This window comes from Proteus sp. MB838 (assembly GCF_054767435.1).
Window position 1 is genome coordinate 73,782 of sequence record NZ_BAABMO010000005.1, and the last position, 26,015, is coordinate 99,796.

The window sequence follows — 26,015 nt, forward strand, 5'->3', positions numbered from 1 at the left end:
TTAAGTTAATTATTATTTGTAATAAATTTTATACCAATCAACAAACTGTTTTATACCTTCATCAACGCTTGTTTGAGGTTTATAGCCAGTTGCTTTAAATAAATCCTCAGTATCTGCCCATGTGGTGTACACATCACCGGGTTGCATTGGTAACATATTTTTATCTGCTTTTTTACCTAAATGTATTTCTAACGCACTAATGTAATCCATTAAATTTACCGGAGATCCATTACCAATATTATAAACCTTATAGGGTGCAGAACTATCTGCTGGAGTACCTGTACTTACTTTCCAATCTTGCTGGGCTGTAGGGATCACATCAGCAATACGTGTAACACCTTCTACAATATCTTCAACATAAGTGAAATCACGTTTCATTTCACCATGGTTATAAATATCTATAGGCTGATTGTTAATAATGGCTTTAGTAAATTTAAATAATGCCATATCGGGGCGTCCCCAAGGGCCATAGACTGTGAAAAAACGTAATCCAGTAGTTGGAATACCATATAAATGAGAATAGCTATGCGCCATTAATTCATTAGCTTTTTTAGTGGCTGCATATAAAGAAACAGGATGATTAGCCTGATCATGAGGAGAAAATGGCAATTCATCATTTAAGCCATAGACTGAACTTGATGATGCATAAACAAGATGCTTAACGTTATTGTGTCGGCAACCTTCTAAAATAGTTAGAAAACCAGTTAAATTACTATCAGCATAAGAAAACGGATTAATTAGTGAATATCTAACACCAGCTTGTGCAGCTAAATGAATAACCCTATCAAATTTCTCAGCCTCAAATAATTGAGCAATTTTTTCTCTATCAGCTAAATCAATAAAAGAAAAAGAGAAATTATCTAGTTGATTTAAAAGATTAAGTCTAGCTTCTTTTAAAGCAACATCATAATAATCATTAAGGTTATCAATACCAACAACGGTTTCACCTTGCTGGATCAGTTTTTTTATTAGATGAAAACCAATAAATCCAGCAGCACCTGTGACTAAATATTTCATTACGTAATTAATCCGTTTCTATTAATTAATCGTTACCAAAGAGGTCTCGAGTATAAACTTTTTCTTCAACATCGTTTAGTGCTGAAGCCATTCTATTGGTAATAATGACATCAGACATTGCTTTAAACTCATCTAAATTATGAATTAATTTTGAGTTAAAGAAAGTCTCTTCTTTCATTTCTGGCTCATAAATCACTACTTCAATGCCTTTTGCTTTAATACGCTTCATAATGCCTTGAATTGAAGATGAGCGGAAATTATCAGAGCCTGATTTCATAATTAAACGATAAACACCAACAATCTTCGGTGATTTAGCGATAATAGAATCAGCAATAAAGTCTTTACGAGTGCGGTTAGCTTCCACAATGGCGCCAATAATATTATTAGGCACTGATTCGTAGTTGGCTAACAGCTGTTTCGTATCTTTTGGTAAGCAGTAACCGCCATAACCAAATGATGGATTGTTATAGTGATTACCAATACGTGGATCTAAACAGACACCTTCAATAATTTGTCTTGCATTTAAATTGTAAGCTTGGGCGTAGCTATCGAGTTCATTAAAATAAGCCACACGCAGTGCGAGATAAGTATTGGCAAATAACTTAATGGCTTCTGCTTCTGTAGAATCAGTAAAAAGAACATCAATATCTTTTTTTAATGCCCCTTGTTGTAAAAGCTCAGCAAATTTCTCTGCTCTTGCAGATTGCTCACCAATCACAATACGAGATGGATAAAGGTTATCGTAAAGGGCGCGACCTTCACGTAAGAACTCAGGAGAGAAGATAATATTATCGGTATGATATTTTTCTCTCATCTGTTTAGTAAAACCAACTGGAATGGTTGATTTTATAATCATAGTGGTGTTTGGATTATATTCTAAAACATCACGAATAACCGACTCTACAGAAGAGGTGTTAAAGTAGTTAGTTTTAGGATCATAATCGGTAGGAGTGGCAATGATAACAAATTCAGCATCTTTATAAGCGAATTCTTTATCTAAAGTTGCCGTAAAGTCGAGCTCTTTAGTAGCTAAAAACTCTTCAATTTCTTTATCAGAGATAGGAGAGATTTTTTTGTTTAATAGTTCGACTTTTTCTTTATTAATATCTAATGCAACAACTTTGTTGTTTTGGGAAAGGAGTATCCCATTAGATAGACCGACATAGCCGGTTCCTGAGATGGTGATTTTCATATTCTAAATCCTAAATAAAAATTAAGTATTTTTCAAAAAAATAAAAGAGTAATTTGTTAAAAAGTCACGAGTTGTATTTTTACTAGCTAGATAAAGAGTTGTATAAAACATAGATAGTCCAAACAATATTATAGCTAGCAATTGTAATAGTCTAAGATTTTTATTTTTCAGTAAGGTTGAAGAGAAAAGTATATAACTGATAGGAAATAAAATGTAACTAATTCTAACTACATATTCTCCAAAATCCATTAATAATATATAAAGTATAACAAAAATAACAAATATATTAAAAAAGTAAATGTTATTCTTGTTTTTTATTCTAATTGATAATGTATAAAAATATATAAGTAGAAGTAAACAAATGTAACCTATTTTTTTTCCGGCATCTATTACATTTTTCCCAGTTATATAATGCTGATAATTTCCGGCCAAATAAGAGTATTCTTTTATTATCCATGAAAATGAGTATGATGCTATTATTAAGGATATTGTAATTAAAATATTTATTTTTTTTCTGGATATTATCTTATGCAATATTATTAAAGGAATAAATATTATTGATGAAGTGTGTGAAAGTATAGCCAGCAACATAAAAATAAATGATTTTTTCTTTTTCTTATTTAAAAATAGAGATAAAGCTACTAAATAAAAGCCAATAGACATATATTGTCGAATATAACCAAATGATGTTAAAAAAGATAATGGTAATAATATAAATAGTAGAAAGGATAACTCCTTGTTTTGTGAGTTTTTTTTACAAAAATAAGCAATGGAAAAAATATAGCAAGTAGATGATAAAAGAAAAAATAAGAAAGGCTGTTCAAATGCTATTGCTATTTCAATTAAAAGTCTAGGTATTAACTCCAATCTATTTATATCAACAACATTTGTTATCATTGAATAATAAGAAAAAAAATCATTTCCAGCATCATATCTGAGCCCAGAGAATAAAACCGTGATAATAACTAAAATATAAAAGAAAAAATCATTTTTAATTTTATTAGATAGAATTAACAAACATAAAACTATAAGCAAAAATAGAGTATAATAAAACACAATCTTATTCCTGTGAAAAAGATAAATTATTTTTTAAATAATCCATTATATGTATAACCAATAAAATAATATAATGATTTTATTAAGTTAAATTTTAATTCATGCTTATAAAACTTCCATTGGTACAATGCTGCATTAAATTTATTTTTTGTCATACCTGAATCAGTTCTATAAGATGCTAGTACATAAGGGAGACAATATGCATCACCGTATTGTTTTAAAATCTTTAACCATAACCCCATATCTTGTCTTTTTCTTATGAGAGGCATATATTGTTTTCCTATTATATAGGAATCATAAATAGCAGTTAGACATCCAATAATATTGCAATATAAAAGTTTATTATAAGATATAGATAAAGGGGGAGTTTTAATATTACTAATTCCATTTTTATCAAAGCACTGATAATAACTATATGTTAAATGATAATTATTATCTAACATAAATTTTATTTGAGCTTCTAGTTTATTTTTGCTCCATAAATCATCACTATCTAGAAAAGCAATAAATCGACCATTTGCTACCTCAATGCCTTTGTTTCTTGCTACACCAGCACCTTGGTTTTCATCAAAGGAAATAATAGTGATTCTGTTATCTCTAAATGAATTTATTATTTTTAGTGTCGAATCAGTTGAGTTATCATCAATTATTATTAATTCGAAATTTGAATATGTTTGTTTTAATACTGATTCAATAGCTTCTGAAATATATTTCTCAGAGTTAAAACAAGGCATAATTATTGAAACTAGATAGTCTTTTTTTTCTATATTCATAATTTATTTTGTTAATAGTTTTTTTAAATGTTTTTGACCTGAAACCATATATCGATAGAACTGAAAAAAGCCTAACTTTTTTTTATATATTCTATGTTTTTTTAAGCTAAACGCTAGTGAAAATAATAATCCCATGTTTCCAAATATTCTATAGAACATTGCGCCTTTTGCTGCAATTTTCTCAGGAGTCAAATAAAAATTTTTTCCTGATGAGATTGGAGGATGTTGACAAAGGACTATTGGGTAATATTTTATTGTACCTTTTAATTTTAAAATATCGGAGCAAAAAATATATTCTTCACCAGAATCAAAAATGCCTCCTAAACCAAATTTTGTATCAAAAAAAATCTTATTGGATGCTAAAAAACTTTTATTCAATAACATCTCTACGCTGGAGATTTTAGCCATATTAAAAATATTAAAGTAACCTTCTTTTAAGGGGTATTTTTTAAATTCACCGATATCGCAAGATATTTTTCCACAGCCTAATGAAATATCATTTAATTTCATTTTTTCTACTAGTTGAAAAATTCCTTTTATATTTACATAGATATCGTCATCTGCAATATATATGTATTCAACCGTATTTATCTTGTATAATTCTTTTAATGAATTATTTCTATTATTAGATAAACCTTTAGATTCAGTATATAACACTCTAAAATAAGGTAGATTGTTTTTTATAAATAAACCTACTTTATTTTTATCGATATCTAGTCCTTGTATAGATATGAAATAAATGATACCTTCTTGTTGAGGGAATTGCTCTTTTTTTATATTGAATAATCTATTTGTTGTGGTTGAAATTGATATTGCTATCATTGTCTATTATCTCATCATATTTACTTAGTAATAAATTAGCATCATACCTTTTTATGATATCTTCAGAAATTTGATTTCTATCAAAATCAATCTTAAGAATTAAATCTAACATTTCATTAAAGTTATTTTTCGAATAAATTAATCCATTGAAATTAGGAATAATAATTTCATTAATACCACCAGGGCAATCATTAGAAAGTACAGGGCACCCATAAGACAATGCTTCTAAGACAATATTTGGAAAACCTTCATAATTTGATGAAAGAATAAAAGCTTTTGCATTTAATAAATAACTACTTAAATCATCCTTAAACCCTAATAAAATTATGTTTGCATTCAAATTTAAACTATTAATTAGTATTTTCATTTCATTATATTGAGGCCCCATACCTGCAATATATAATTTTATGTTTTTCTTTAGAGCATTAGATGTTGAATAGTTTTTTATTAAATCTAAAAATCCTTTTTGTTGGGTGAGTCGGCCTGCTGCAAAAACATAATTTTCAGATTTTTTGTTATTTATTATAGACGGGTGACATTCAGGTCTAGTTATTGGGTTGTTAATTTTTATTATTTTCCTTGAGGGAATAGATGAATATATATTTAAGTCATTTATCATATCATTTGATTGGCAAATAATATAATCATAATTCTTCATTGTATAAAGATAGCCAAGCTTAAATATAATTCTTTTCAAAATATTAAAGTTTTTATTATATATGGATGGGATATTAGTTTCCCTATATATATATATTTTCTTCTTTCTATTTATAAATGGAAGCAAAAAAGAGAATGTTATACCAAAATATGCTACAGTAGTAAGAATTACATCATAATTTTCTTTAAGGATAATATTCCTTATTTTCCACATGGAAAATATTATTTTTTTCTTATTTAATAATGTTAACGATACGTTATTATCTAACCGCTTCCTGTTTTCATTAGTAATTTCATTATATATAATTACTATATGGACGTTGTTTTTTTTTGCTAATTGATTTGCAATTAAAACTGCATTTTTCTCAGCACCACCACCACCTAGTGAAGGTAATAATATTAGTATATTCATACTAAACCTTTTTAGATAAATTATAATATGTTCTAAAATAATCTATAGAGAATAACATTCTTGCTGTAGTTATACCTATGCACCCTCCAAGAATACCAAATTTTAATATTAAAATAAATGATATAGTACAGGATATTAAAGATATTCTAATAGAAATGTTGCGATAAATTAAGTCATACTTTTTAGGTAAAAAGAAGCCATCAGAAAATGAATTCATGAATCCAATGAATATAATGCTGATAGATAAAATATTTAAATAAATATTATTAGCATAATCTTTCCCTAAAAATAAATATAGAAAGTATTCTCCAAAACATAAAATAAAGACAACCGCTAAGACTGAGAAGAGTGAATTTATTTTTAGTAGAGTAATTATATGATTTTTCTTTTCACGTGAAAGGATAGGGAATACTGATCGTGCAAAGATATCTTGAAATGATGTGATTAATCCAATGATTCTGGTTGCAATTGCAAATTTTGAAAATTCACTAGGAGTCGATATTGAACCGAGTATTATTATAGGCAATGAATTATACAAATTGGGAGATAGAATACCTAAGAATACATTTTTTCCTTTAATAATATATCGATAAATATTTTTAGCTCTAAAAATAAATTTTAATTTGAATTTTAGTTTGATATTTAAATATAATAAGAAACCAGAAATAAAAAGAGGTAAAGTAGTAGATAAAATTAATAAATCTATATCGTCACTTTTTTTTATGAAAAATATTATTATTAATAAATTTATTAATTTAGTAAATAGAGAAGAGATAATAAGTATTTTTGTGTTTCCAATTGATAAATAAAACCATGCGCTAGTCAACACATAGCCTATTAGATACAAACTTCCTCCATATAATATCCAGTACGTGAAATGGACGTTTAAAAAGCATATAGAATAGCTAAGAGATAATAAAAAATAAACACTACCTAGAAATAATCTTAATGTTTGGTAATTAATGTATATAACAGAAAGTTTGATATTGTTATATTTATGATTAGATGCTTGCCTAACTCCTATATATTGAACACTATAATCTGTAATTGTATGACCGAATATTAATATAGTCATAAATAACAGATATTCTCCATAAGTATCAATTCCTAGGCTTCTAGAAAGAATAGGCATTGTAATTATAGGGATTAATATTCCTAATATGTTAATAGAGCTAAGGCTTACCAAATTACTTAAAATTTCTTTTTTTTTTGTTAATTCCATATTTAAATTCTATTCAGATTAAGTAGATTTCCTATAATTATATCAACATTTCTTATTTCTTTGTTGTTTAATTCTATATCTAAACCGGCGGCGGGTGTAAAGGTTAATTCACCAAAAAGAATATTATTATCATTTAAATAGAAATCTGCTCTTACAAAAGGAAATGGTTTTGATAGCTTCTCTGCATAGAAAAATAATTTCTCATAACCAATAGGTTTTGTTAGGATAGAGGCATCTGTTATATATTTATAATCTAGGCCGTATGGTAACAAATTCCAATCTTTATCTACGAAAAAAAATTTTGGTTTTTGGCTTTCTCTATCAGTACAAATCATAACGAATTCTGCCTTACCGTGAAAACAAAATACTTTATAATCTAGTGGTAATTCTTTACTTTCTGTTTCTATAAATTTTTCACAAATAATTTTTTTAGGAATATCTTTGTAACATAGTTCTACAGAATTCTTCCAATAATCTTCTTTCATCCATTTGGTTAAAGTTGTTATTATCTTATCTTGATTTAATTTTTCTTTATCTCTACATACAATGTTATAACCCGCTCCATGATTACATTTTAATACAAATTTATTTGGTAGAGCTTCCCAATTTATTTCTAAAGGAGAATTCCAAGTGTAATAAATATCATTTAAAATATCTTCACAATGTGTTTTTTTTATGTATTCCCTTACTTTATATTTATCAGCACATTGTGTAACTAATAAATTGTTTTTATATGTATTTAACTTTAACCATTGTAATTTTTCATTAAATGTTTTTGGTTGTTTTAAATTTAATCTTTTGCCAAATCGTCTGTAATATAATAATTTTGTAACTAGTGTAGGAAAACTATTGCATAAGCTTCTTAAGACTTTTTTTCGTATATGTTTTATATATTCATTCATCATTTTAATCCATAGCTACCGCACTGGGTTTACGGCCCCCAGAGCGCCAAAATTTCTCTTTTAAAACCCTTATCTATCTGTAATATAAGAGTTTTATTATATAAGCATACTTTAACAGTACGCAAAACCGCTTTGAGATTAGACTCTTCAAACCTGCGGGTCAAGCAATTGTTGGGTATTCTAACATTGATTAGGTATATATAAGTATCGGAATATCGACTGATTTAGCAAGATCATTCTGAAATATCTATAAAGATGGGAATGAAAAGAATATGCCACCTACTCTTCAATAAATGGCAGAATATTTTAATGTAGTAATTTTTTTATTGTATTGCTGTAAGCGTTAAAACTACATTACTCAAAATGTATTTACTTTGTATCAGGTAATTAGACTGTATTTATTCAATATAAAAACAGTCCTTATGGTTGATATGAAAGTAGTTTTATGTGATTTTATGGTAAATTTCTTAATTTAATCATAGGGTTATTTTCTTTTTTTCATAAACTTTCTTAAAGAATAGCTGAAACTGCCTTTTTGTATCATTTTCCCTTTTTGGGTTAGAAGTGAAGTTGCTACAAACGTAGGTATTTCAAGTGAATACTTGTCTAATAATTGATGAAGTTCATTTAAAGGCGATAAGGTTTTATCACTACTTCCATGGCCTGCTATCCCTACTGGTCGTGTATGATGTATTGGTGTAGAGTCTATAACACCAACTTTAATATTTTCTTCTTTAAATAAAATAGGCCAATAAAAATCTAGTCCCCACCCTGATTTATTTTCATTAAATGTTTGATATGCTTTAGAAATAATTTTCTTTGAAAAGCAGGGCGCCATTACTTCTACAAAATTAGTTTCTCTATATATTAAATCCGGTTCTTGTAGTAAGTCTTTATAGGAATAGTAACTATTATTAGTTAATGCTGGTTGGCAAAGATCGAATTGATACTTTTGCATTAATTCAAAAAATAAGTTGATATTTTCTACGGTACTGTCTAAGTCATCATCAGGCAACCAGATATAATCATAATCAGCCCATAACTCTGGATGGTTATGGAATAAATCGTATAATCCTTCCCATTTTGATCCTTTAAAGTGGTGTACATATTTTATATTATCTAAAGAATAAGGGATATCTTCACCAAAATAACTAAGAATTACATCAAATTGGGCATTATCATTAACCCAGTTTTTATGAAGTGAATTATCTCCACATCTAATTACTGCTAAAAATTTTGACATAGAATATTCTCTTGTTATTGGTGTTTGTGGTAGAACGACTTAAGTTCATTTTGATTTATTAAATCTGATACTAAGTTTTCTGCAAGCATAAGTGCTTCTTTAATTGATACATCCATATCCATATATCTATATGTACCTAGCCTACCTGCAAAAGTGATATATTTTTCTTTTTGAGCCAATTCTAAGTATTTGTTTAATATTTTATTTTCTTCTTCTAAATGAATGGGATAGTAAGGAATATCATTCTCTTCGCATATCCGACTATGTTCTTCAATATAAATCGTTTTATCATGAGATTCCCATGGTGAGAAGTGTTTATGTTCATGTATGCGAGTATAAGGTACCGCTATATCGCAGTAATTCATAACAGCTGTACCTTGATAGTCACCTATAGTTTCATGTTTTATAAAATCTAGTGTTCGATAGTTTAATCTACCTTCGCAATAGCCAAACCATTCATCTATTTTTCCAGTCCATATAATATGGTCATATTCTTCTCTTTCGCTATGGTCATACTTTTTATTTGTTATTACTTGTATATTTTTATGATCAAGGATAGAACGAACTATATCGGTATAGCCATGTTTAGGCATTCCTTGGTATTTATGAGAATAATAATTGTCATCATAAGTAAATCTTACAGGGAGGCGTTTTAAAATACTCGCAGGTAGATTTTTAGGGTCGCAACCCCATTGTTTTACTGTATAGCCTTTAAAAAAGGCTTCATATAAATCTTTTCCAATAAATTTTAGGGCTTGTTCCTCAAAGTTTTTAGGATCAGTAATAGATTTATCTGTGATAGTACTTAAAAAAGTTTTTGCTTGTTCAGGATTTAGCGCTTTTTGGTAGAATTGATTTATTGTATGTAGGTTAATAGGTAAAGAATATACTTGATTTTGATAAGTTGTTTTTACTCTATTTACATAAGGGATCATTTCACCATGTTTATTGATATATTCCCATACCACTTCATCGCTAGTGTGGAAGATATGTGGACCATAAACATGTTCCATAATACCGGTATTTCTATCTCGTTCTGTATGGCAATTACTAGCAATATGTGATCTTTGGTCTATTATCGTGATGTAATGACCAGCATCAGCTAGATGGCGACTAATTACAGCCCCTGTTAACCCACAGCCTACGACTAAAAATTTCATATTTTACCCTAAGAACTTAGTACATTTTGTATAAATTAATAGGGTAAAATATACAGTAATTATCAATAGTTAAAAATGATAATTATAATTTATTGCTTGAGCTAATACTTCCCCTAGGCAACCAAATCTCCACTCTTAACCCCCCTAATGGGCTATCGTCAGCTTTAACATGGCCTCGATGTTGACTAATTGCGGTTTCAACTATTGCCAGTCCCAGCCCTGTACCGCCGGATTCTCTATCACGTGCTTCGTCCGTACGATAAAAAGGTCGGAAAATATGCTCGCGATCTTCTGGGCTAACCCCTGGGCCATCATCATCAACAATAATAGTGATACCCTGATTTTGTTCGGTAAAGGCCACTTCAATACGAGAATGTGAATAACGCAAGGCATTGCGAACGATATTTTCAAAGGCACTCGCTAATGAGTAAGGATTGCAATAAATCGTCCATGGGCCTGGCGGGGCAGTTACTGTTAGGGTTTTATTGCTCTGTTCAGCCTCAAATTTCGCATTATCTAAAATATCGTTCCAAAGCTCATTCGCTTTTACGGTTTCACGTAATAACTCATTTTTATACTGGTTGCGAGAAAGCACTAATAAGTCATTGATCATGCCATCTAGCCGCTGTGTTTCTGTTTCAATACGCTCTAGCTCTTTACTTTCACCGCTACGACGGCGTAGTAATGCACTGGCAAGCTGTAAACGAGTTAATGGGGTGCGCAATTCATGGGAGATATCAGAAATCAATCGTTGTTGCGCTTCAACCATGCGTTCTAAGGCGCTGATCATCTGATTAAAACTGGTGCCTGCCGCTAAAAATTCTTGCGGGCCGGTTTCCAGCTCAGGGTGAGGGCGCAGATTACCTTTTGCCACATCATCCGCCGCATTTTTGAGTTTTCGTGCCGGTTTTGCCAAGCTCCAAGAGAGACAAACCAGTAGCGGTGTACTGATAAGCATGGTGAATATCAGTAATAAAAGCGGTTTATCAAATAATAAATTGATAAAATCAGATTGTGGGCTACTTGATGGGCGCACTAAGTAAAGTTGGTAGTGATCTTCACCATCTCTAATGGAAAAGGGGCCTAACATCTCAGAGCGACCGTATTTTTTCTTTTTTGGATGGTCTGCGTTATCAGACTGTCCCATAAAGTTTCTGACAACTTGTATTTCATTACGTTGAGCACCAATAATACGACCTTCACTGGTGACAATAATAAGACGTTGACCAGGTGGTGCCCATTTATCAATGGCGCGGATTAATCGCCGCCACCATAGCAGATCGTTAGCCGGATCTTGCGCTAGTTCGGCTTCTATATGTTGCTCTAGCATAACACCTTGACGGTATTCACTTTCAAGTAAAGTGGTAAGCTGGCGCGAGTCCAGCTTGGGTACCATCATAACTAGCACTAGAACTAATGCTAGTGTCAGCCAGAATATGGCGAATATACGCGCTGACAAACTGTTTATCATAAAGATTTTTTATTAAGTTATTGAAACCATAAGATAACCACGGCCACGTAATGTTTTAAACCAAGGCTGCCCGTCTGTTCTTTCCGGTAACTTACGACGTAAGTTGGAAATATGCATATCAATCGCTCTATCAAAAGGTGTTAAGCGTTTACCTAACACTTCTTGGCTGAGATGCTCGCGCGATACCACTTGTCCTAAATGCTGAGCAAGTAGATAAAGTAACGTAAACTCAGTACCTGTTAGCTCTAATGGTTCATTATCAAAGCTGGCCTCTTGTCTACCCGGATTAAGTTGTAATTTATCGACTTGCAATATCGGTGAGGTGTTGCCATCGGTCTGTTTTTGTTCACTCCAGTTGGAACGACGTAAAATAGCCCTAATGCGTGCAACTAGCTCTCTATCGTTAAATGGCTTAGGTAAATAGTCATCTGCTCCCAGCTCTAGGCCAAGTACACGATCAAGATCGCTGCCTCTTGCCGTTAACATAATGACAGGTGTTTGGAAATTTTGGCGTAACTCTTTAAGTGTCTCGATCCCGTTCTTACGTGGCATCATGATATCCAGTAATAACAAGTCAATAGACGCATCCAGAAGTTTTAAAGCCTGTTCGCCGTCAGTGGCGAGCACAACATTAAAGCCTTCCATTTCAAGTAGTTCTTTCAATAGCGAGGTTAATTCGCGATCGTCATCCACTAATAAGATTTTATGCATTCGTCAATTCCTCCAAGAGAAAAATACGATAATAAATAGCGCGAATCTATGACTTTACGTTCTTTTACACGCTCTGACGCTAGTTTGCAGCCGTAAAGGTATAGTAATCCACATCGAGAACAATTACACATATTTAGGTCAGCATTAATAAGTCGGTATTATAACCGAATGAGGAGTGGGACAATGCGTAAAGTAGCAATGGTTGCACTAGCATCAATGTTTTTAGTAGCTCCGACGGTAGTAATGGCTGAAACATCAAATACAAATAATCAGCCTGCAGGGCAACAACAGTATAATGATAATTACCATTGTGGATACGGTTACGGTATGCATGATGGACGTGATAACCGAGGTCATCGTGGACAACGTGGCCATATGATGGGTAACAATAATTTCGGTGAGTCGCGTATGTTTAATGGTATTACATTAACAGAGCAACAACGTACTCAAATGCGCGATTTAATGCGCCAGCATCATCAAGATCGTTTTAATAACAGTGATTTTCGTCAGCGTCACGAAAATATGCATAAGCTAATTACCGCGGATAAGTTTGATGAAGCAGCGGTAAGAGCGCAAATACAAGATATGGACAAACAAGCAATAGAGCGCCGAGTTGAAATGGCGAAAGTTCATAATCAAATGTATCAGCTATTAACCCCAGAGCAAAAAGCGCAGCTAGAAAAGAATTATCAACAGCGTGTCTCTTCTGTTAGTCAGCAAAACCAGCAAACTCAAGAGAAAGCTAATTAGTGATTAAGTAAAGTCCTTTAGTAATGTAGTAAGAGTGTAGTAAAGCAGTACCTAGTTAGAGAGTAAGTAGCAACAACGAAGTTTTTTCCTTGCCATAGACACCATCCCTGTCTTTTGCAGCCCCTCTGGAGAGGGGCTTTTTTTTGCGTTTTTAATTTTATTATTGATATATTATTTTATCTTCTGGTAGTGAATTATAATCGATTTCTTCTTTTTGAAAGTTGATAACCGTGTCTTGATCAGTGCAAATATCATTTGAAATCATATGGCAATGATTAGAAATTTTGGGATCTTGAATGCCTATCCACTCAGAAAATAACGTCATAAAATATCTACCATTTCTTCTTGCTGTTATGTGATATTTCTCGTGACTATCACTCGAAAGTATAAAGAGTGGTACCTCAAAATTTTGTTTAAATTGATCATTATGGGTAAGTTTAGTATAGCTTTCCCCCTTATGTTCATAAGATAATCCGTGATCAGAAAAATAGAGCAAAGACCATGAATTACCCGTTGCATTTGACATCGCGACGATTTTTTCTAATAACTTATCTGTATTTTTTATACTTTGCACATAACAAGAGACTTCGGTTGATTGAAAAAACTCATCGTATTGTCCTTGGGTTCTAGCACAGGCTTGTGAATGGGAGCCAATTAAATGTACAACAATGAGGTTGGTTTTATGGCTATTTGTTGAAAGAGCTGCTTTGATATCAGGCAATAAATCATCATCAGTGGTTCTTCCGTTATTATGATAATCACCTTTGCTTAAGAAGTGATATACATCAGCACGTTTACCTATAGTAGAAATAATAGAATCAGAGCCAATCATAGAACCTTGATTAGAAAACCAATAAGTATAGACACCTGCTTTTTTAGCTAATGTGATGATATTGTTTTGTAACTCCATATCACCTGTTTTATGATTTTTTAAGGTTAATGAAGGAGGAAGAGAAAATAAAGTAGATGGTGCTGATGAAATATAGTCGTCAAACTGTATTACAGGAGATTTCTCTAAAAATGGTGTATTTTGAATTGGGAAACCATAGCTTTGCATAAAGTCTTTTCTGGCACTTTCGCCGATAACTAAAATATAATTTTTATATTTACTATTATTAATAGGTAACCAACTATCTTTTTTGTTAAGTTCTGTATTTATCCAATTATTTTCTATTATCACTGTATCATAATGTTTTTTTATATCACTAAAAAAGCGAATTATAGGTAATTTGGCTTCAAAAGAGTAATCATCATGAGTAATAAGGGCTTTTACCGGCCATGTAACACTGGTTAAGATAAAAATAGAGACGGTAAATAGTGATAGTTTCTTTCCAATTAAGAGGTTCACTTTAAGACTAAGTAGGCCAAATAATATAAGTAAACAACTAAATGCTAAGCTTATAGGCGAAACAGATAAGATAAACTCTAAGCTCTCATGTGTATTGGTATAGAAGATAGAGATGATAGAGTTGATATTTGGTGAGCCATACTTTAAACCTATTGGTGAATAAATAGCACCAACCATCATCAATAATATTATAAAGATGAAATAGGTTCTTTTAAAATATCCAGATAAGCATAGAAGAAAAGCGGTAAAAGTCAGAACATAGAAGGGGCGTAATTTATATCCTAATGAGATATGTAGTAATAAAACAAATATAAGCAAAATAAGGCATTGCAATATTTTGTTAGTAAAGAGTTTTTTCATAATGTAGTTATATAAGGCAAATAGAGAAAAACGTAAGATTAAATAAAAGGTTAAAAATTATAATCTAAAAGCCTAAATTTATATAGAGCAAGAAGGAAGAATCGATTCATTCTTCCTTAATTAATCTAATCAACTACAACAACGCCTCTGGAGATTCAGGTAAAATCTGGCCGCCATCGACAATAATGGTTTGACCGGTAATATATTTTGCTTCATTAGAGGCAAAAAATGCGGCGGCATAGCCGATATCTTCAGGCTCCCCTAAGGTATGGGTTGGGATAGAGGCCTTCATTTGATTAAGATAGGTCTCTCCTTGGGCTTGTAAGCCTTCGGTTAAAATATTGCCGGGCATAACGGCATTAATGGTAATACCGTGGCGTGCATATTCTAATGCAGCACTGCGCATAAAGCCTAACTGACCTGCTTTGCTTGCTCCATAATGGCTCCAGCCCGGATAGCCAGTAATGGCGCCTGTAATAGAAGAGGTGATGATCACACGGCCATATTGTTGCTTTTCCATTACCGCAAGAGCTGCTTTTACTAAGAAAAACATTCCTTTTAAATTGACGGTATGCATTTTATCCCAATCAGCTTCGCTCATCTCTTTAATTGTCGCTTGGGGGAAAATACCGGTATTAGAGCAAAGAATATCGAGTTTGCCATACTGTTTAACAATATCATTGACTACTTGTTCACAGGCTGCTTGAGAGGTGACATCAAGGTGCATAAAATCAACACCAAGTGCTTGTTTGGTTGCATTACCTGCTACATCATCAATATCAGCAATAATAACCTGTGCACCGCTGTTTTTTAATGCGCTAACAATGCCTTTACCAATACCTTTTGCTCCGCCGGAAACTAAAGCAATTTTACCCGTTAAATCAAACATAAAACCTCCTACTGTACTGTTTGTTATACTGTATCAGCCTTATTGTATAAACGGTAAATTAACGCAAAATTTTTGTCATCAGTCACAATTGTGTAGGGTGAGCGCTTTTTCTATTTATGCCGAATAACACAAAAGTATCGATAACAGCGCGCAAAGTGTTAAGCAAACAGTCAATAAGCCCATTACACTTTATATCTTGATAGTAATATATGGCTAACACACTGTTTTTTGAGATAGATAGCAAAAGGCTGTAAAGTATCTGTATAAAAAGTGTTAACTTATCGGTGTAATACAGAGACGATAGACTAGTATAGTATTTATACAGGCTACTCAATTAATTTAATGCGCATCAAGTTTATAAAAAAAAATGTACGTTGATGATGAAGTGATAAAAAATATGCGTACAATGGGGTTGTTGAATCAATTCAGCATTTGAGATATCGGTGGATTACGTTCGTGAAGCCGGTATTAAGATAACAGTTATTCCAACAATATATTGCAATAATGATATCGAATAAGAATCAGAGGTAATCATGGTTAATGGGATCAAAAGAATTGGGGTTTTAACAAGTGGTGGTGATGCACCGGGTATGAATGCCGCGATCCGTGGTGTTGTCCGTGCAGCACTCAGCGAAGGTTTAGAAGTGTACGGTATTTTTGATGGCTATATGGGCTTATATGAAAACCGTATGAAAAAACTCGATCGCTTTAGTGTGTCAGACATGATCAACCGTGGTGGTACCTTTTTAGGTTCAGCGCGTTTCCCAGAATTCCGCGAAGATAATGTGCGTGCCGTTGCTATTGAAAATATGAAGCAAAATGAGTTAGATGCACTGGTGGTTATCGGGGGTGATGGTTCTTATCTGGGGGCGAAAAAATTAACTGAAGCGGGTTTCCCATGTATTGGTTTACCGGGCACCATTGATAATGACGTTGCGGGTACTGATTACACTATTGGCTATTTCACGGCGTTAGAAACAGCGGTAGAAGCGATTGACCGCTTACGTGATACCTCAACATCGCATAAACGTATCTCTATCGTTGAAGTGATGGGACGTTATTGTGGCGATTTAACCTTATCCGCTGCTATTGCGGGTGGCTGTGAGTTCGTGGTGTTGCCTGAATCCGAATTACCTTTTGATCGTGATGAATTATTAGCAGAAATTAAAGCGGGTATTGAGCGTGGTAAACGTCATGCTATCGTGGCAATTACCGAACATGTGTGTGATGTACATGAGCTAGCACGTTTTATTGAAGCAGAAACCAAACATGAAACACGTGCCACTGTATTAGGCCATATTCAACGTGGCGGCTCTCCGGTTGCCTACGATCGTATTTTAGCCTCTCGTATGGGTGCTTACTCTGTACAACTGCTACTTGAAGGTTATGGTGGTCGTTGTGTAGGGATCCAAAATGAAAAACTGGTTCACCATGATATTATTGATGCGGTTATGAATATGAAACGTGTCTTTAAAGCCGATTGGTATGAAACTGCGAAAAAACTGTATTAAGCCATAGTTTTACTCTATTACCAGAGCCTTTCTGAGTTATATCCTTATTCGTGGACTGTTCTGATGCAATATCAGCTTGTATCAGAACAGCTTCCCGAGTGAAAACATTTCATTCTACGCGCTTTTCTTCTCTTATCTGATGGGTAATGACTGTGTGAGTCCCCGTTTTCTCAACTATATAGCTGTTACGTATAACAGTCTGTTTTTTATTATTTCATCGTTATAAATCTTTCTGTCAGCCTAGTTAAACAAAACAAATAAACCAACTAGAAATAGGATAGGGGTAGATAACGATGTTAAAACGATGGGGATTATTGACAACGCTAGCGCTGACGGCACTGTTTACACAAAGCATCTGGGCGAAGGATATTCAGTTATTAAATGTCTCTTACGATCCGACTCGAGAGCTTTATCAACAATATAACCACGCATTTAGTCAATATTGGCAACAAAAAACCGGCGATCATGTGACTATTCGTCAATCTCATGGTGGCTCTGGTAAACAGGCAACCGCCGTAATTAATGGTATTGAAGCGGATATTGTCACCCTCGCATTAGCTTATGATATTGATGCCATTGCACAAAGAGGGCGTATAGATAAGCAGTGGATCACCCGCTTACCTGATAACTCAGCACCTTACACCTCAACCATTGTTTTTTTAGTGAGAAAAGGTAATCCCAAACAGATAACCGACTGGGATTCTTTAATTAAACCCGGTGTATCTATTATCACACCTAATCCTAAAACCTCCGGTGGAGCAAGATGGAATTATCTGGCTGCATGGGGATATGGATTAAAGGCCAATCAGCAAGACAGTGAAAAAGCGAAAGCCTTTGTAAAGTCACTGTATCAACAGGTTGAAGTATTAGACTCAGGCGCGAGAGGCGCGACAAATACTTTTGTTGAGCGTGGTATTGGTGATGTGTTAATTGCATGGGAAAATGAAGCGTTATTGGCGATTAATGAGTTAGGTACAGATAAGTTTGAAATAGTCACCCCTTCCGTCTCTATTTTGGCAGAGCCAACCGTCTCTGTGGTGGATAAAGTGGTTGATAAGCGAGGTACGCGGGAAGTGGCAACCGCTTATTTAGAGTATCTTTATTCACCTCAAGGGCAAGAAATTGCTGCTAAAAACTATTATCGTCCAAGAGATAAAAGCATTGCTGAAAAATATCAAAAACGTTTTCCAGCCCTGCAATTATTCACTATTGATGAGCTTTTTGGCGATTGGCAATCAGCACAACAAACTCATTTTGCCACCGGGGGAATATTTGATGAAATCAGCCGACGTGATTAGCGAGTAACGCATAAAAAAATCACCTTCTGTTAAGACACAGTAAGGTGATTTTCGCGATAGTTATTTATCGGTAAGATAACGATTTGCTATCAAAGTTATTTTTTCGCTTTTGCTTCTGCTGCCGCTTTCACGATAACAGCAAAGGCATCCGCTTTCAGTGACGCGCCACCAACCAATGCACCGTCGATATCAGGTTGGCTAAATAGCTCTGCTGCGTTTTTATCGTTGACTGAACCGCCGTATTGAATAATGACTTGCTCAGCGATAGCCTCATCTTGTTTAGCGATATGATCACGAATAAATTTATGTACCGCTTGTGCTTGTGCAGGCGTTGCTGATTTACCTGTACCAATCGCCCAAATAGGTTCATAAGCGATCACTGCATCTTTGAATGCTTGTGCACCATGTGCATTTAAAATCGCGTCGATTTGACGTGCGCACACTTCTTGTGTTTTACCAGCTTCGTTTTCTGCTTCTGTTTCACCGATACATAACACAGGTGTTAAGCCTAACTCTTTTAACACACCAAATTTTTGTGCGATAAATTCATCAGATTCTTTATGGTAAGTACGACGTTCAGAGTGACCGATGATCACGTATTTAACATCAACGTTTTTCAGCATTTCTGGGGAAGTTTCGCCAGTGAAAGCACCAGATAAGTTAACACCGGTATCTTGGGCACCTAACGCAATACGGCTTCCACCGATTTCATGACGAGCTTGGCACAGATAAACTGTTGGTGGTGCAATAGCAACATCACATCCAGCAACACCGCTGATTTCTTTACGTAATGCAGCGATTAATTCATGAACCATATGAATGCTGCCGTTAAGTTTCCAGTTACCCATGACTAATGGATGGCGCATAACTTTTCCTCCAACCGAGTGGTTTAAATTTAATTTATCGATAAACTCAAATTCTGTTGATGCACAACAGTATAGAGAACATTGAATAGAATAGCTTTGTTTTTTATCACGGAATAGCTGAATCGATATTGCTATTGAGTGAAAGCTTAATCGGTTCAATGGCAAAGGTCGTTAGTTGATTGTCCTCGTGGGCAATAATATAGCGAATAGCACCAACATTATGGCTAATATAAGCAGGCACATCTTGTTTAACAGCAAATAAATTGAGCACCTCTTGAATTTGCGTTGCATTAATGGAGGGATCAAACTGTGTCACTAATGCAGTGATATAGCGCATTGCAGTATCTTGATGCTCTTTTTCGATTTGTGGCGTATCAAGTGTATGGATCAGGGTGAGCTGTAGACTCTTAATTTTTTCACTGCCACGCTCTAATACGGCTGATGAGTATAAATAAGGGGTTATTCGTGTCGCGGCCCTGACTAACGGAATAGTAATATCGTTGTTGGTGATAATTTTATATTCATTGAGAAATAACGACGCATTATTTTGATTGAATTTAGCTCTTATCTCAGGAATGGTGGTTTCAAAAACAGGGGCATCCTGTTTAAGGTAAAGAATATCATCTTTAGTTGGGGGTTGATGAGCAATCGAGGGCGACGCTGCCATAGCAAGGGTTGGCAAAGATAAAGCGATGCTTATTATGATAAGTGCTAACTGAGTAAGCGTGCTTTTTTTTATCATCTGTCCTCCTTGGTCTGTTGTGCGATAGAATATTATAAAATCACTCTGTATTATTTGATGTTAAATGGACAGCTTAATTCACTAAAATAAGTCTATATTGAGAAATTATTAATGACCTTACAACATTGGGCCTTTTCATTCAAAGGGCGAATTGGACGCCGTGACTTTTGGGCGGGTTTTGCACTCTGTTTTGTGCTGTTTTGCGGATTATATACAGTTAATCAGCACTATTCATTGCCTGCTGTGCTGGTGGGGATAATTTCGCTGGCTATTTTATATCCGTTATGTGCCATTTTTACTAAGCGACTTCACGATAGAAATAAACGTGGTGCATGGCTGTTACTATTGTTGCTGGCGGTGATGCTAGGATTGACTGATACCAGTAGTTTAGAGCCCTTTTGGCAGTGGGCGATAGGTCGTTTTCTCCCATCATTTATTATGATGATCATGTTGTTAGATTGTGGGGTGTTTATTGGCACCCAAGGAGAAAACTATTTTGGTGCCACGACTGAAAAAGTCGACTACTCAAGTTTTCGTTAAAGTGTGTAACTGCTAAACAGTCAGGGCTGAATAAAGTGCTATTCAGCCCTGATGTTATCATTACCAATACTGTTCACTGGTGATATGTCCCGGTTTACGGCGTAAATGTTTTCTCATATCACGCTGTGTTTTCAGTAACTGTTGCGTGTCTCTTACCATTTCTGGATTACCACATAGCATAATATGGCTCTCTTCTGGGGAAATGGTTAATCCTACGGTTTTTTCTAATGCACCACTTTCAATTAATGCTGGAATGCGCCCGGTTAGTGAACCTATATGATTTTCACGGCTGACAATAGTTTGGATACGCAGTTTCCCTTGGTAGCGTTCAGCTAACTGCTCCATTAATGGTAGATAGCTTAAATCACGGGCGTAGCGTACTGCATGGACTAAAACAATATTTTCGAAACGGTCGAGATCATCACCAAGTTGTAAAATAGAGAGAAATGGCCCGATCGCCGTACCTGTTGATAACATCCATAAGGTATTCGCGCTAGGCACCTCTTCTAAAACAAAAAAGCCACTGGCTTGTTCTGTCACTAAGAGTTCATCACCAACAGTTAACGCTGCTAAGCGTGGGCTGAGTTTACCTTCAGGTACAGTGACTAGATAGAACTCTAAGTTGGGATCTTGCGGGGAGTTAACATAAGAGTAGGCGCGTTGTATACGTTCACCGTCAATTTCGAGTGCCAGTTTGGCAAATTGACCTGCTGTAAACTTATCGATAGGGGCGTGTACAACTAAACTGATTAATGTATCTGTCCAATACCTAACTTGAATGACTTTTCCAGTGACCCAATTTGCCATAATCTCTTATCTCCTTTTTAGGAAAGCGCTTATGTCGATAATTTATTCTAAAGAGGAAGGGCGTTTTTATTTATCAAGATGATGTGATGGCGATATTAATCTGTAGTTTCGTTAATCGTTAATACAAAATGTACATTTATATTGACAACGATGGTGTTTTTCACTGACATCGTTGACGAGATAAAAATGTCTGACTACTTCGCAAATTTTGCTAGATTTGTTACCTTAGTCTCATTATTTAGCGCAAGTGCATTTTGCAGAGTTTATTTTATCAAAGCTCTGTAGCACTTTCCTGTCCGTTAATCGGTTAATTTTTAATTTCTGAGCAAAGAAAAGAAATGAGAAAGTTAGAACATGCAAATCTGTTATTACTGATTATTGCACTGGTTGCTGTCGGTCAAATGACACAGACGATTTATGTTCCTGTGATTGCTGATATGGCTGTCTATTTTGGTGAGCCAACAGGTGCTGTACAGCAAGTAATGGGCGCATATCTGTTTTCTTATGGTTTTTCACAATTAATTTATGGCCCTATTTCTGACCGAGTAGGGCGTCGTCCGGTTATTTTAGTGGGGATGAGTATTTTCTGTTTAGCGACGATCGTGGCTATTTTTTCACAGAACTTAACTACCTTAGTGATCGCCAGTACCTTACAAGGAATGGGGACTGGGGTAGCAGGGGTAATGACCCGTACTCAGCCTCGTGATCTCTATACCGGTACTGCGTTACGCTATGCCAATAGCTTATTAAATATGGGGGTGTTAGTCAGCCCACTATTAGCGCCGATGATCGGTGGGGTGGTGGCGCACTTCTTTGGCTGGCATGCCTGTTATATCTTCCTATTATTATTAGGAGGAAGTGTACTCTTTAGTATGTATCACTGGATGCCAGAAACCCGACCTGTACAGGCAGAAAGACGCAGTATGTTGTCATCTTTTTATTTATTGCTGTCCAACAGTACTTTTAGTGCCCTTTTGATCATGTTGATTTGTGCATTATCAGGTATTGCCGTATTTGAAGCTTCCAGCGGTGTGTTGATGGGAGGCGTGTTGGGTTTAAATAGTATTACTATCAGTATTCTATTTATTTTACCTATTCCCGCGGCCTTCTTTGGTGCGTGGTACGCAGGGCGTGAAGGTAAAACCTTTGTGCAATTGATGTGGCACTCCGTATTTTGCTGTGTAGCGGCAGGTATTTTAATGTGGCTTCCCGGCTGGCTGAATATTATTAATATTTGGACTTTACTGGTGCCCGCTGCCCTGTTTTTCTTTGGCGCTGGGATGCTATTTCCGCTGGCAACGACAGGGGCGATGGAGCCATTCCCTTATTTAGCCGGAGCGGCTGGTGCGTTGGTGGGCGGATTGCAAAATGTTGGCTCAGGGATAGCAACCTGGTTCTCTGCACTATTGCCACAACATAATCAATTTAGCTTAGGAATGATTATGTTTATTATGTCAGTGGCTATTATGTTGTGTTGGATCCCGTTATCACACCGTTTTAGTCATCAGCAGAATACGGTTTAATGACTGCCTTTAAGTTTTCGCCAATAAAAATGCCGATAGTGTAATACCTACTATCGGCATTTGTTTTATGTCGCCTAGGCGACTTCTCTCTCATAGGGGGGAATTAGCGATTAACCGCGATCTTCCCATTCTTGTGCGCGGGCAACCGCTTTTTTCCAGCCGTTATAACGATAATTACGCTCTGTGGTTTCAATACCTGGGCGGAACTCTTTATCAATCTCAGCTTTATTTTTTACCTCTTCCAGATCAGACCAGAAACCTACCGCAAGGCCTGCAAGGAACGCAGCCCCTAACGCAGTACTTTCACGTACCACAGGACGTTCAACACGGGTACCTAAGATGTCAGATTGGAACTGCATTAAGAAGTTATTGGCAACGGCACCACCATCTACACGTAGTGCTTGTAAGCGTGCTCCGGAGTCTGCTTGCATCGCATCAAGGACATCGCGGGTTTGATAAGCGATAGATTCTAAAGTAGCTCGAATAATATGATTACGGTTAGCGCCACGGGTTAAACCGAAGATAGCGCCACGGGCATACGGATCCCAATAAGGTGCGCCTAAGCCAGTAAATGCAGGTACGACATAAACACCGTTGGTGTCATTAACTTTAGTGGCAAAGTATTCTGAGTCAGTTGCTTCATCAATTAATTTTAGCTCATCACGTAGCCACTGAATGGAAGCACCACCGACGAAGACCGCACCTTCTAAGGCATAGTTTACTTCACCACGTGGGCCACAGCAGATAGTGGTTAATAGACCGTGGTTAGAGCGCACGGCTTCTTTACCTGTATTCATCAGCAAGAAGCAGCCTGTTCCGTAGGTGTTTTTTGCCATACCGCTTTGTACACAGAGCTGACCATAGAGTGCCGCTTGTTGGTCACCAGCCATACCGGCGATAGGAATACGTGTACCACCTTTACCACCAATGTTGGTTTGACCATAAACTTCAGAAGAAGGCACCACTTTAGGTAGCATATTGCGGGGAATATTCAGCAGATCGAGGATTTTTTGATCCCAATCTAAAGAGTGAATATTAAACAACATAGTACGTGAAGCGTTGGTATAATCTGTTACGTGAACACGACCTTGTGCCATTTTCCAGACTAACCAAGTATCAACGGTACCAAAGAGTAACTCTCCTTTTTCTGCTCTTTCACGAGCGCCTTCAACATTATCGAGGATCCATTTTAATTTGGTGCCTGAAAAATAGGGGTCAACCATAAGCCCAGTATTTTGACGAATGTACTCTTCAACCCCTTCTTGATCTTTTAAGCGAGTACAAAAGTCTGCAGTACGGCGACATTGCCACACAATAGCATTATAGATAGGTTTACCGGTCTCTTTTTCCCAGACGATAGTCGTTTCACGTTGGTTGGTAATACCGATACCGGCAACATGATCAGAAGGGATGTCTTCTTTGGCCAATACTTCAATTAGCGTTGCACTTTGAGTTGCCCAAATTTCCATTGGATCGTGCTCAACCCAGCCGGGCTTAGGATAAATTTGGGTAAATTCGCGTTGTGAGATGCTAACAATGTTGGCGTCATGATCGATTACGACAGCGCGTGAACTGGTTGTTCCCTGATCCAGAGCAACGATATATTTTTTTTCACTATTCGATTTGTTTGTTTCTGTTGTCATGTTAGTAACCTGTTTTCATAATCAACGATATTGCTTGCATCGTTATTTGTCGTTTTCAATTTTGCAGGTATCACAAGGTAAGTGACGGCCAATAAGTTTACGATAAGCAAGTGCGCCTAAAATACCCCCAATCATTGGAGCAATGAGTGGGACTAAGAAATAAGGAATATCGCGTCCACCTGTTAAAGCAATATCACCCCATCCGGCAAAGAATGCGACTAATTTTGGCCCAAAATCACGGGCAGGGTTTAAGGCGAATCCAGTTAATGGGCCAAATGCACCACCGATAACCGCAATCAGAATACCGATAAGTAATGGCGCTAAAGGCCCACGAGGTACACCGTTACCATCATCTGTTAAGGCTAAAATTAAGCCAACGAGAATAACGGCAATAATTACTTCGATAAAAAATGCGTGGATCACAGAGATTTGGGCTGCTGGGTAAGTAGAGAAGACGCCCGCAGTAAAGAGGCTTTCTTGTGATCCTCGTACAATTCCGTTGACCTGTTCGTAGTCGATAAATAAATTGTAATACATAAAGTACACAACAGCGGCGGCAAAAAAACCACCTAACATTTGTGCAACAATATAAGGGATAACTTTTTTACGTTCAAAGCACGCAAACAACCAGAATGCGACTGTGACCGCCGGGTTGAGGTGAGCACCAGAGGTACCCGCAGTAAGGTAAACGGCTAAGGCAACACCTAAGCCCCAGATAATACTTATCTCCCAAAGACCGAGTTGAGCGCCTGCGATACGTGCTGCTGCAACACAACCAAGACCAAAGAAGACTAGCAATGCAGTACCGATAAACTCGGAAATGCATTGACCCATAAGAGAGGTTTTCGTCTGGCTCATATATTCTATCCTGAAAGAGGGTGATTTTAATTGTTAGTATTCTTTTCGTATTGAAAAGATAACTGTAAATTTATCGTTAATGAGCGTAAACGAGAATAAGCGAAATTGAATTTTGTGTGTCCCATCATGAAAATGAGTGAAAACGCTCTTAAATAGTGACTTGTACAACACTAGGAGTGTGATCAGACCAGTATTTTTGTTAAATTGAAAAAAGCAGGTAATTCCACGGAAGATGCTAGACA

Annotated in this window: 24 protein-coding genes; 5 read left to right on the forward strand and 19 right to left on the reverse strand. The window is 35.4% G+C overall.

Going from position 1 to position 26,015, the window contains the following annotated elements; translation table 11 throughout:
* Positions 1-12 precede the first annotated feature (12 nt).
* The 12 genes from ACYUCW_RS03615 to cpxR all read right to left on the reverse strand — a co-directional run bounded on the left by ACYUCW_RS03615 (position 13) and on the right by cpxR (position 12,638).
* Positions 13-1,017 carry an NAD-dependent epimerase gene (locus ACYUCW_RS03615; RefSeq protein ID WP_004246447.1) on the reverse strand — a complete coding sequence of 335 codons (1,005 nt, stop codon included), beginning with the start codon at positions 1,015-1,017 and terminating at the stop codon, positions 13-15.
* Between the two features lie 25 nt (positions 1,018-1,042).
* Positions 1,043-2,209, reverse strand: a complete 1,167-nt coding sequence (locus ACYUCW_RS03620) for a nucleotide sugar dehydrogenase (RefSeq protein ID WP_004246446.1) — start codon at positions 2,207-2,209, stop codon at positions 1,043-1,045.
* 21 nt (positions 2,210-2,230) lie between these two features.
* Positions 2,231-3,265: an EpsG family protein gene (locus ACYUCW_RS03625; protein ID WP_036932484.1), complete on the reverse strand. Its 1,035-nt coding sequence runs from the start codon at positions 3,263-3,265 to the stop codon at positions 2,231-2,233.
* A gap of 26 nt (positions 3,266-3,291) precedes the next feature.
* Positions 3,292-4,038, reverse strand: a complete 747-nt coding sequence (locus ACYUCW_RS03630) for a glycosyltransferase family 2 protein (protein WP_004246444.1) — start codon at positions 4,036-4,038, stop codon at positions 3,292-3,294.
* Positions 4,039-4,041: 3 nt separating this feature from the next.
* Positions 4,042-4,860, reverse strand: a complete 819-nt coding sequence (locus tag ACYUCW_RS03635) for a hypothetical protein (RefSeq protein WP_004246443.1) — start codon at positions 4,858-4,860, stop codon at positions 4,042-4,044.
* On the reverse strand, positions 4,826-5,929 hold the full coding sequence (locus ACYUCW_RS03640) for a glycosyltransferase (RefSeq protein WP_004246442.1): 1,104 nt from the start codon (positions 5,927-5,929) through the stop codon (positions 4,826-4,828). Before ACYUCW_RS03640 ends, ACYUCW_RS03635 begins: the two co-directional genes overlap by 35 nt.
* Before the next feature lies 1 nt (position 5,930).
* Positions 5,931-7,151 carry an oligosaccharide flippase family protein gene (locus ACYUCW_RS03645; RefSeq protein ID WP_004246441.1) on the reverse strand — a complete coding sequence of 407 codons (1,221 nt, stop codon included), beginning with the start codon at positions 7,149-7,151 and terminating at the stop codon, positions 5,931-5,933.
* 2 nt (positions 7,152-7,153) lie between these two features.
* Positions 7,154-8,053, reverse strand: coding sequence for an ATP-grasp fold amidoligase family protein (locus tag ACYUCW_RS03650; protein ID WP_036932483.1), 900 nt, complete (start codon positions 8,051-8,053; stop codon positions 7,154-7,156).
* Positions 8,054-8,537: 484 nt separating this feature from the next.
* The gene (locus ACYUCW_RS03655; RefSeq protein WP_163748302.1) at positions 8,538-9,296 is read right to left on the reverse strand and encodes a DUF707 domain-containing protein; all 759 of its coding nucleotides are present in this window, start codon (positions 9,294-9,296) and stop codon (positions 8,538-8,540) included.
* Between the two features lie 14 nt (positions 9,297-9,310).
* A complete protein-coding gene (gene glf, locus ACYUCW_RS03660) occupies positions 9,311-10,456 on the reverse strand; it encodes a UDP-galactopyranose mutase (protein ID WP_460408214.1) in 1,146 nt (381 codons plus the stop codon).
* Positions 10,457-10,538: 82 nt separating this feature from the next.
* The gene (gene cpxA, locus ACYUCW_RS03665) at positions 10,539-11,927 is read right to left on the reverse strand and encodes an envelope stress sensor histidine kinase CpxA (protein WP_460408215.1); all 1,389 of its coding nucleotides are present in this window, start codon (positions 11,925-11,927) and stop codon (positions 10,539-10,541) included.
* 12 nt (positions 11,928-11,939) lie between these two features.
* Positions 11,940-12,638 carry an envelope stress response regulator transcription factor CpxR gene (gene cpxR, locus ACYUCW_RS03670; protein WP_004246432.1) on the reverse strand — a complete coding sequence of 233 codons (699 nt, stop codon included), beginning with the start codon at positions 12,636-12,638 and terminating at the stop codon, positions 11,940-11,942.
* 183 nt (positions 12,639-12,821) lie between these two features.
* Here cpxR and cpxP point away from each other — a divergent pair, with 183 nt between their 5' ends.
* A complete protein-coding gene (gene cpxP, locus ACYUCW_RS03675; protein WP_004249721.1) occupies positions 12,822-13,388 on the forward strand; it encodes a cell-envelope stress modulator CpxP in 567 nt (188 codons plus the stop codon).
* A 160-nt stretch (positions 13,389-13,548) separates the two neighbouring features.
* On the opposite strand, the gene ACYUCW_RS03680 is transcribed toward cpxP, so the two are convergent.
* Both ACYUCW_RS03680 and fabG read right to left on the reverse strand, forming a co-directional pair.
* A complete protein-coding gene (locus ACYUCW_RS03680; protein ID WP_163748299.1) occupies positions 13,549-14,916 on the reverse strand; it encodes a phosphoethanolamine transferase in 1,368 nt (455 codons plus the stop codon).
* A gap of 313 nt (positions 14,917-15,229) precedes the next feature.
* Positions 15,230-15,985 carry a 3-oxoacyl-ACP reductase FabG gene (fabG, locus tag ACYUCW_RS03685; protein ID WP_036895948.1) on the reverse strand — a complete coding sequence of 252 codons (756 nt, stop codon included), beginning with the start codon at positions 15,983-15,985 and terminating at the stop codon, positions 15,230-15,232.
* Between the two features lie 533 nt (positions 15,986-16,518).
* On the opposite strand from fabG, the gene pfkA reads away from it, so the two are divergent.
* Both pfkA and ACYUCW_RS03695 read left to right on the forward strand, forming a co-directional pair.
* Complete coding sequence (gene pfkA / locus ACYUCW_RS03690) at positions 16,519-17,496, forward strand: 6-phosphofructokinase (RefSeq protein WP_004246429.1); 978 nt, start codon at positions 16,519-16,521, stop codon at positions 17,494-17,496.
* 293 nt (positions 17,497-17,789) lie between these two features.
* Positions 17,790-18,794: a sulfate ABC transporter substrate-binding protein gene (locus tag ACYUCW_RS03695; RefSeq protein WP_012368675.1), complete on the forward strand. Its 1,005-nt coding sequence runs from the start codon at positions 17,790-17,792 to the stop codon at positions 18,792-18,794.
* A 95-nt stretch (positions 18,795-18,889) separates the two neighbouring features.
* Here the strand turns inward: ACYUCW_RS03695 and tpiA are convergent, their stop codons facing one another.
* Complete coding sequence (tpiA, locus tag ACYUCW_RS03700; RefSeq protein ID WP_049201552.1) at positions 18,890-19,660, reverse strand: triose-phosphate isomerase; 771 nt, start codon at positions 19,658-19,660, stop codon at positions 18,890-18,892.
* A 106-nt stretch (positions 19,661-19,766) separates the two neighbouring features.
* Positions 19,767-20,402 (reverse strand): DUF1454 family protein, encoded by a 636-nt coding sequence (locus tag ACYUCW_RS03705; RefSeq protein WP_049217755.1) that lies wholly within the window; start codon positions 20,400-20,402, stop codon positions 19,767-19,769.
* Positions 20,403-20,513: 111 nt separating this feature from the next.
* Between ACYUCW_RS03705 and ACYUCW_RS03710 the strand changes: the two genes are divergently transcribed.
* Positions 20,514-20,942, forward strand: coding sequence for a DUF805 domain-containing protein (locus tag ACYUCW_RS03710; protein WP_004249714.1), 429 nt, complete (start codon positions 20,514-20,516; stop codon positions 20,940-20,942).
* A 60-nt stretch (positions 20,943-21,002) separates the two neighbouring features.
* On the opposite strand, the gene fpr is transcribed toward ACYUCW_RS03710, so the two are convergent.
* Positions 21,003-21,749 carry a ferredoxin--NADP(+) reductase gene (gene fpr / locus ACYUCW_RS03715; protein WP_004246424.1) on the reverse strand — a complete coding sequence of 249 codons (747 nt, stop codon included), beginning with the start codon at positions 21,747-21,749 and terminating at the stop codon, positions 21,003-21,005.
* Positions 21,750-22,087: 338 nt separating this feature from the next.
* Here fpr and emrD point away from each other — a divergent pair, with 338 nt between their 5' ends.
* Positions 22,088-23,272 carry a multidrug efflux MFS transporter EmrD gene (emrD, locus tag ACYUCW_RS03720; protein WP_460408216.1) on the forward strand — a complete coding sequence of 395 codons (1,185 nt, stop codon included), beginning with the start codon at positions 22,088-22,090 and terminating at the stop codon, positions 23,270-23,272.
* A 110-nt stretch (positions 23,273-23,382) separates the two neighbouring features.
* On the opposite strand, the gene glpK is transcribed toward emrD, so the two are convergent.
* Positions 23,383-24,915 (reverse strand): glycerol kinase GlpK, encoded by a 1,533-nt coding sequence (gene glpK, locus ACYUCW_RS03725; RefSeq protein WP_460408217.1) that lies wholly within the window; start codon positions 24,913-24,915, stop codon positions 23,383-23,385.
* A 42-nt stretch (positions 24,916-24,957) separates the two neighbouring features.
* Positions 24,958-25,773 (reverse strand): MIP/aquaporin family protein, encoded by an 816-nt coding sequence (locus tag ACYUCW_RS03730; protein WP_004246421.1) that lies wholly within the window; start codon positions 25,771-25,773, stop codon positions 24,958-24,960.
* Between the last annotated feature and the right edge of the window lie 242 nt (positions 25,774-26,015).

Excerpts from the sequence above, each read along its gene's own strand:
- ACYUCW_RS03615 (WP_004246447.1), bottom strand. The coding sequence starts at position 1,017 with ATGAAATATTTAGTCACAGGTGCTGCTGGATTTATTGGTTTTCATCTA.
- ACYUCW_RS03620 (WP_004246446.1), bottom strand. The coding sequence starts at position 2,209 with ATGAAAATCACCATCTCAGGAACCGGCTATGTCGGTCTATCTAATGGG.
- glf (WP_460408214.1), bottom strand. The coding sequence starts at position 10,456 with ATGAAATTTTTAGTCGTAGGCTGTGGGTTAACAGGGGCTGTAATTAGT.
- ACYUCW_RS03680 (WP_163748299.1), bottom strand. The coding sequence starts at position 14,916 with ATGATGGTTGGTGCTATTTATTCACCAATAGGTTTAAAGTATGGCTCA.
- cpxP (WP_004249721.1), top strand. The coding sequence starts at position 12,822 with ATGCGTAAAGTAGCAATGGTTGCACTAGCATCAATGTTTTTAGTAGCT.
- ACYUCW_RS03650 (WP_036932483.1), bottom strand. The coding sequence starts at position 8,053 with ATGAATGAATATATAAAACATATACGAAAAAAAGTCTTAAGAAGCTTA.
- cpxR (WP_004246432.1), bottom strand. The coding sequence starts at position 12,638 with ATGCATAAAATCTTATTAGTGGATGACGATCGCGAATTAACCTCGCTA.
- ACYUCW_RS03710 (WP_004249714.1), top strand. The coding sequence starts at position 20,514 with ATGACCTTACAACATTGGGCCTTTTCATTCAAAGGGCGAATTGGACGC.
- ACYUCW_RS03645 (WP_004246441.1), bottom strand. The coding sequence starts at position 7,151 with ATGGAATTAACAAAAAAAAAAGAAATTTTAAGTAATTTGGTAAGCCTT.
- cpxA (WP_460408215.1), bottom strand. The coding sequence starts at position 11,927 with ATGATAAACAGTTTGTCAGCGCGTATATTCGCCATATTCTGGCTGACA.
- ACYUCW_RS03705 (WP_049217755.1), bottom strand. The coding sequence starts at position 20,402 with ATGATAAAAAAAAGCACGCTTACTCAGTTAGCACTTATCATAATAAGC.
- ACYUCW_RS03730 (WP_004246421.1), bottom strand. The coding sequence starts at position 25,773 with ATGAGCCAGACGAAAACCTCTCTTATGGGTCAATGCATTTCCGAGTTT.
- fabG (WP_036895948.1), bottom strand. The coding sequence starts at position 15,985 with ATGTTTGATTTAACGGGTAAAATTGCTTTAGTTTCCGGCGGAGCAAAA.
- ACYUCW_RS03655 (WP_163748302.1), bottom strand. The coding sequence starts at position 9,296 with ATGTCAAAATTTTTAGCAGTAATTAGATGTGGAGATAATTCACTTCAT.
- ACYUCW_RS03695 (WP_012368675.1), top strand. The coding sequence starts at position 17,790 with ATGTTAAAACGATGGGGATTATTGACAACGCTAGCGCTGACGGCACTG.
- ACYUCW_RS03635 (WP_004246443.1), bottom strand. The coding sequence starts at position 4,860 with ATGATAGCAATATCAATTTCAACCACAACAAATAGATTATTCAATATA.
- ACYUCW_RS03640 (WP_004246442.1), bottom strand. The coding sequence starts at position 5,929 with ATGAATATACTAATATTATTACCTTCACTAGGTGGTGGTGGTGCTGAG.
- fpr (WP_004246424.1), bottom strand. The coding sequence starts at position 21,749 with ATGGCAAATTGGGTCACTGGAAAAGTCATTCAAGTTAGGTATTGGACA.
- ACYUCW_RS03630 (WP_004246444.1), bottom strand. The coding sequence starts at position 4,038 with ATGAATATAGAAAAAAAAGACTATCTAGTTTCAATAATTATGCCTTGT.
- emrD (WP_460408216.1), top strand. The coding sequence starts at position 22,088 with ATGAGAAAGTTAGAACATGCAAATCTGTTATTACTGATTATTGCACTG.
- tpiA (WP_049201552.1), bottom strand. The coding sequence starts at position 19,660 with ATGCGCCATCCATTAGTCATGGGTAACTGGAAACTTAACGGCAGCATT.
- glpK (WP_460408217.1), bottom strand. The coding sequence starts at position 24,915 with ATGACAACAGAAACAAACAAATCGAATAGTGAAAAAAAATATATCGTT.
- pfkA (WP_004246429.1), top strand. The coding sequence starts at position 16,519 with ATGGTTAATGGGATCAAAAGAATTGGGGTTTTAACAAGTGGTGGTGAT.